Source organism: Actinoplanes sp. NPDC051851, from assembly GCF_040681165.1.
In the GTDB taxonomy this organism is placed as follows: domain Bacteria; phylum Actinomycetota; class Actinomycetes; order Mycobacteriales; family Micromonosporaceae; genus Actinoplanes.
The window spans coordinates 104,595-110,594 of sequence record NZ_JBFAYF010000034.1 but is presented as its reverse complement, the minus strand read 5'-3'; the positions used below and the strand labels follow the sequence as shown (position 1 = coordinate 110,594).

5 protein-coding genes are annotated in these 6,000 nt (G+C 72.6%); 2 read left to right on the top strand and 3 right to left on the bottom strand.

Translation table 11 applies throughout. The annotated features are described in order from the left end of the window. Positions 1–476: 476 nt before the first annotated feature. Positions 477–1,163 carry a nitroreductase family protein gene (locus tag AB0M08_RS28855; protein WP_364499684.1) on the bottom strand — a complete coding sequence of 229 codons (687 nt, stop codon included), beginning with the start codon at positions 1,161–1,163 and terminating at the stop codon, positions 477–479. Positions 1,164–1,172: 9 nt separating this feature from the next. Continuing rightward, the gene (locus AB0M08_RS28850; RefSeq protein ID WP_364499681.1) at positions 1,173–2,360 is read right to left on the bottom strand and encodes a citrate synthase; all 1,188 of its coding nucleotides are present in this window, start codon (positions 2,358–2,360) and stop codon (positions 1,173–1,175) included. Positions 2,361–2,428: 68 nt separating this feature from the next. Between AB0M08_RS28850 and AB0M08_RS28845 the strand changes: the two genes are divergently transcribed. Further along, on the top strand, positions 2,429–3,523 hold the full coding sequence (locus AB0M08_RS28845) for a citrate synthase 2 (RefSeq protein WP_364499678.1): 1,095 nt from the start codon (positions 2,429–2,431) through the stop codon (positions 3,521–3,523). 85 nt (positions 3,524–3,608) lie between these two features. Here the strand turns inward: AB0M08_RS28845 and AB0M08_RS28840 are convergent, their stop codons facing one another. Further along, a complete protein-coding gene (locus tag AB0M08_RS28840) occupies positions 3,609–5,363 on the bottom strand; it encodes an ABC transporter ATP-binding protein (RefSeq protein WP_364499675.1) in 1,755 nt (584 codons plus the stop codon). Between the two features lie 196 nt (positions 5,364–5,559). On the opposite strand from AB0M08_RS28840, the gene AB0M08_RS28835 reads away from it, so the two are divergent. Continuing rightward, positions 5,560–5,973: a MarR family transcriptional regulator gene (locus AB0M08_RS28835; protein WP_364499701.1), complete on the top strand. Its 414-nt coding sequence runs from the start codon at positions 5,560–5,562 to the stop codon at positions 5,971–5,973. Positions 5,974–6,000 lie beyond the last annotated feature (27 nt).

Genomic DNA, 6,000 nt, shown 5'->3' with positions numbered 1-6,000 from the left:
GCACACGATCCATGATCGTGTGCACCCGCAGCCGCCCGAGGGGCGCCGCAAGGACACAGGCGGCCACCGTGGATCCCCGCCACGCACGGCAGAGCATGATCGTGAACCCGGACCGCCCCCGACCCGCACGCACGTCACATCGTCGGCTCCGCCGTCCGGAGTTCGATCATGGACCGGCCGGGCGGTACCCCGTGGGTGGCGGACTGGCGCTCCGGGGTGTCTCGGGCCGGTTGGCTGGCGCTCCGGGGTGTCTCGGGCGCGCCGAGAGACCCGTGAACGCCAGCCGCACCGGGAAAGCTGGCGCTCACGGGTCACTCCAGCCCGCCGAGACACCCCCGACTGCCAGCCGCGAAGATCAAGTCCGGGTTGATCATGAAATGTCGATCAAGCCCGGCCAGCCAGGGCCCACCCCGCATCCCCGCCGGCGACGATCCCGGCGGAATCGACCAGCGGGATCACCCCTGAACACCAGCCGGTCAGGACGTGTAGCGGTCCCAGAAGACGACCTCGTCGAGCGGGCGGCGCTTGGGCTGGGACCAGCGGCCCTGGCTCGGGTAGCCGATCGGGATGATCGCCATGGTCAGCGCGTCGCCGGGGAGACCCAGTGCCTCCCGGACGTCCGCCTCGTGGCCGATGTGCAGGGTGGTCAGCGTGGAGCCGAGGCCGTATGCGCGAGCCGCCAGCATCAACTGCTGCACCGCGCCGTAGACGGAGGAGCCCAGGCGCGGGTTGGCGGACTTCGCGGCGCCGAGCAGGACCGGGACGATCCAGACCGGGGCCTCCTCGATGTGCGCGGCCAGGTGGTCGGCGGCGAGGAAGCTGCGCTTGCTCATCGGCACCTGATCGGGAACGGACTCGGCGGCCTGGAGGATCTCCTCGCGGCGGGAGCCGTAGTGGCGGTTCCAGCCCTCGCGGTACCAGTCGGCGATCCGCTTCTTCGTCTCCGGGTCGCGGACCACGATCCAGGCCCAGGACTGGGCGTTGCCACCGGACGGCCCGCGGATCGCGGCGTCCAGGATGGCCCGGACGATCTCGTCGGGCACCGGCTCGGTGGAGAGGTAGCGCCGCGCGGGCGTGGAGTGCAACGCCTCCAGCAGGGACAGATCTTCAGGAGCGGGCGAGGGGGCGGGCGACGGGGCGGGCGACGGGGCGGGAGAGGTCATTAACGGAGCCTAAGGCTGGCGGCCCGCATAGTGACCCGTGGGGCGGAAACGGCTCGGCCGGTCGGTGTACTCCTCCAGCGCGTGCGCCAGCCAGCCGACGGTACGGGCCACCGCGAAGATCGCCTCCCCCGCACCGGCGGGCATGCCGTACCGCAGGGCCAGCGCGGCCAGAGCCAGGTCGATGGTGGGCAGCGCCCCCGACCGGGAGGCGACCGCGGCGGCGAGCGCGGACGCCGCGTCCACCGCGGGGCCGTCCAGGAGAGCCAGCAGGGCCGTCCCCCGTGGATCGCCGTCGGGGTAGAGGTCGTGACCGAAACCGGGCACCGGGAATCCCGGCGTCACCGTCCCGGCGCGCAGCCGCTCCGAGATCACCACGAGCGGGTCCGCCCCGGACATCACCTCGGCGAGCAGCGGGTACGCCTGCTCGCTCGCCGCCCCGTGCAGCGGGCCGTCCAGCGCCGCCAGTCCGGCGCTGACCACGGCGTAGGGGTGTGCCCGGGTCGACGCCGCCACCCGGGCCGCCAGCGTCGACGCCGCGAGGTCGTGGTCCGCGAGCAGGATCAGCGCGGCCTCCAGCGCCCGCACCCCCGCCGCACCGCCCGGTTCCGGCGCCAGCGCCGGCCAGAGCGACCGGGCCACCGAGACGCCCGGCCCGGCACCGGCACCGGCACCGGAACCGGAACCGGAACCGGAACCGGCCATGATGGCGATCAGGGTGCGGCCGGTGGCCTGCACCGCCGCCGGGGACGTGTCGAAGCGCAGCGGATCGGCCGCCGCCACCGCCGCGACGACGACCCTGAGCCGGTCGACCAGCCGGGTGCCCGGTGGCAGCACCGCGACCACCCGGTCGGCCGTCGCCCGCAGCACCGGGTTCGTCTCGAACGGCTGATGCCGCAGCTCACCGGTCCAGAGCAGGGTCGCGACCGCCTCGAACGTGGCGGTGGCGGCCAGCCCCGACACGTCGTGACCGCGGTAGAAGAGCGCGCCGTCCCGGATCAGCGTGAGCCCGGTACGGATCGCCGGTGTGGTCCGCTTCCGGCTCGCGATCAGTTCGTCGACGTCCTGTTTCGCGAAGAGGCTGCCCTTCCCGTCGGCGTTGCGGCGGCTGGCCAGCAGGCCCCGGCTCACGTAGGCGTACACGGTCGCGGGCTTCACCCCGAGCCGTGCGGCGACCTCGGCGGTGGTCAGGAGCGTCATGTGCGGATGCTCTCATATTGATCCGGTCAATGTTGACGGTACGACCGTCGAGTCCACATCGTGAAGGCATGGTGAACGTCAACCCAGGTCTTGCCGGTGTCGTCGCGTTCGACACCGAGATCGCCGAACCCGACCGCGACGGCGGCGCGCTCCGCTACCGCGGTGTCGACATCCGCTCGCTCGCCGGGCGGGTCTCCTTCTCCGACGTCTGGGCGCTGCTCGTCGACGGCGACCTGCGCCGCCCGCTGCCGGCCGCCGAACCGTCCGTGCTCCCGGTCCGCGGCGGGGACGCCCGGATCGACGTCCAGGCCGCCCTGGCACTGCTCGGCGGGTCGGCCGGCCAGCTGATCGACATCCCCGACGACCGGGCCCGCGAGGACCTGGCCCGGGCGTCGGCGCTGGCCCTGTCGTACGCCGCCCAGTCCGCCCGCGGCGACCGGACCCCGGTGCCCCGCGCCCGGATCGACGAGGGGCGCACCGCCACCGAACGGTTCATGATCGAGTGGCAGGGCGACCCGGACCCGCGCCACGTCTCCGCGATCGACCGGTACTGGATCTGCGCCGCCGAGCACGGCATGAACGCCTCCACGTTCACCGCCCGGGTGGTCGCCAGCACCGGGGCGGACGCGCCGGCCTGTCTCTCCGCGGCGCTCGGCGCGCTCTCCGGCCCGCTGCACGGCGGCGCGCCGGCCCGGGTGCTCGGGATGATCACGGCGGTGGAGAAGCACGGCGACGCCCGGGCGTACGTCAGGGAGCTCCTGGACAGCGGGCGGCGGCTGATGGGTTTCGGTCACGCGGTCTACCGGGCCGAGGACCCGCGCGCCCGGATCCTGCGCGACGCGGCCCGCGAGCTGGACGCGCCGCGGTTCGCGGTGGCGCTCGCCCTGGAGGACGCGGCCCTGGCCGAGCTGCGCGAACGCAAGCCGGACCGGGTACTGGAGACGAACGTCGAGTTCTGGGCGGCGGTCGTGCTGGACTTCGCGGGCGTGCCGGCCGAGCTGTTCACCGCGTTCTTCGGGTGTGCGCGGACGGCCGGCTGGAGCGCGCACATCCTGGAGCAGAAGCGCCTCGGGAAGATCATCCGCCCGTCCGCGGACTACGTCGGCCCGCCCTCCCGCGACCCGGCCGGCCTCCCCGGCTGGGAGAGGACGGCCCGCGGCTGAGCGACGCGGCGGCGGGCCCGGGGAACAGGACGAGCAGGACGAGCAGGACGAGCAGGACGAGCGGGACGGGCAGGACGGGCGGGGGTCACGCGACGAGGGCGGAGAGGGTCGCGTACCGGCCGCCCTCGTCGAGCAGCGATTCGTGCGTGCCCGACTCCAGGATCCGGCCGTGGTCGATCACCACGATCTGGTCGGCGTCGCGCACGGTGGAGAGCCGGTGCGCGATGGTCACCGTGGTACGCCCCTGCGACAGCTCCTCGAACGCCCGCTGCACCGCCCGCTCGGTCTCGTTGTCGAGCGCGCTGGTCGCCTCGTCGAGCACCAGGATCCGCGGGTCGCGCAGTAGCGTCCGGGCGATCGCGATCCGCTGCTTCTCGCCGCCGGAGAACCGGTGCCCGCGCGAGCCGACCATGGTGTCGTAGCCGTCCGGCAGGCTCTCGATCAGCGGGTGGATCCTGGCCGCCCGGGCGGCGGCGACGATCTCCTCGTCGGTGGCGTCCGGCTTGGCGTACCGCAGGTTCTCCCGCACGGTCGTGTGCAGCAGGTACGTCTCCTGGCTGACCACGCCGACGATCTCCGCCAGATCCGCCAGCGCCAGCGAGCGCACGTCCACCCCGTCGATCGTCACGCGGCCCGAGGTCGGGTCGTAGAGGCGCGCGATCAGGGCCGCGATCGTGCTCTTGCCCGACCCCGTCTCCCCCACCAGGGCCAGCGAGCTTCCGGCAGGCACGTCGATGTCCACCTCTTTCAATGCCGGGCTGCCGTCACGGTCGTACGTGAAGGAGACCGACTCGAAGCGCAGGTGGCCGCGGGGAGAGGGCAGGCGCACGGGCGTCGCCGGCTCCTGGATCTCGACCGGAAGGTCGAGGTATTCGAAGATGCGCGCGAAGAGGGCGAGGGACGCGGTGAGGGTGACGCTCACGTCGAGCAGGCTCATCAGCGGCCGGAAGAGGTTGCCCTGCAGCGCGGTGAACGCGACCAGCGTGCCGATGCTCATCCCCGCCGCGGCGAAGGGCAGGCCCGCCGCCAGGTAGATGGTGGCCGGGATGATCGCGAAGATGATGCTCATGGCGGCCATCCGCCAGCGCCCGGCCAGCTCCGACCGCAGCTCCAGGTCGATCAGCCGGCGGGACGAGTCGGTGAAGCGGGTGACCTGCGCGGCGCCGGCACCCATCGTCTTGCTCAGCTGGATGCCGCTGATCGACAGCCCCTCCTCGATGATCACGTTCAGCTCGGCGAGCTCGCGCTGCCGCTGCGTGGTGATCGCGCGCCGCATCCGGGCGACGCGCCGGGTCAGGTAGATCGCCGGCGGCAGCACCGCGAACGAGATCAGCGTGAGCTGCCAGGAGAGCGCGGTCATCGCGACGGTGGTGGCGACGACGGTGGTCAGGTTCGACGCGATGCTGGTGGCGGTGGAGGTGACCACGCTCTCCATGCCGCCGATGTCGTTGGTGATCCGGGACTGCACCTCGCCGGTCCGGGTCCGGGTGAAGAACCCGACCGACTGTTTCTGCAGATGCGTGAAGACGTCGGTGCGGAGCCGGTGCATCACCCGCTGCCCCACCCCGGTCGAGATCCACGTCTGCACCACGCCGAGCGCCGCCGTGATCGCCGCGACCACGACCATGCCCCCGACCAGCCAGATCAGCAGCCGGAGATCACCCTGCGGCAGCGCGACGTCGATCACCTCCCGCAGGAGGAACGGCGACGCCATACCGGTCACCGACGCCACCACGATGATCGCCACCACGAGCGCGAGCCGCCCGCGATGACCGATGAAGAGCGCACCTATCCGGCGCAGCGAGACGGATCGGGCCTGCGCCTTCTCCGCGGGGGTCACGGTCCGTGCCGGACCCCTCCCTGGGCGTTCCGCCAAGAGCAAGACCTTCCTCACGTACGGGTCCTCGCGCACCGCCTCGCTCAAAAGGCGACCGGCACGGAGGCTGCGATTAACGCTGAGGGTACCTCAACATGAGGGTGCAACGGTAATCGCTGTTAGGTTGTTCCCGTCGCCGGATCCTTGTCTGCCGAAGGGGCTGATCGTGACGGAGGAGTCACTGCACGAGGCGTTCTGGGCGGTCACCCGCCGCCTGCGCGAGCAGACCAAGCGCGCCCTGGAACCCTGGGGCGTCTCCCCGTCCCAGTTCCGCGCCCTGAACGTCCTGCTGACCCACGGCGAGGCCCGCCTGAGCACGATCGCCGCACACCTGCGAATCGCCCCGCGCTCCGCCACCGAGGTCATCGACGGCCTCCAGGACCGCGGCCTGGTCGCCCGCCACCCCGACCCGGCCGACCGCCGCGCGACCCTGGTGACACTGACGGACGAGGGCCGCACCACCAGCGAGGCCATCCACGCCGCCCGCGCCACCGAGGGCGAACGCCTCTTCTCGGTCCTGAACCCCACCGACCGCGCCGACCTGACCCGCATCCTCAACCGGCTCCGCGCCTGACCGCCCGCGACGCCCGATGCCTCATCT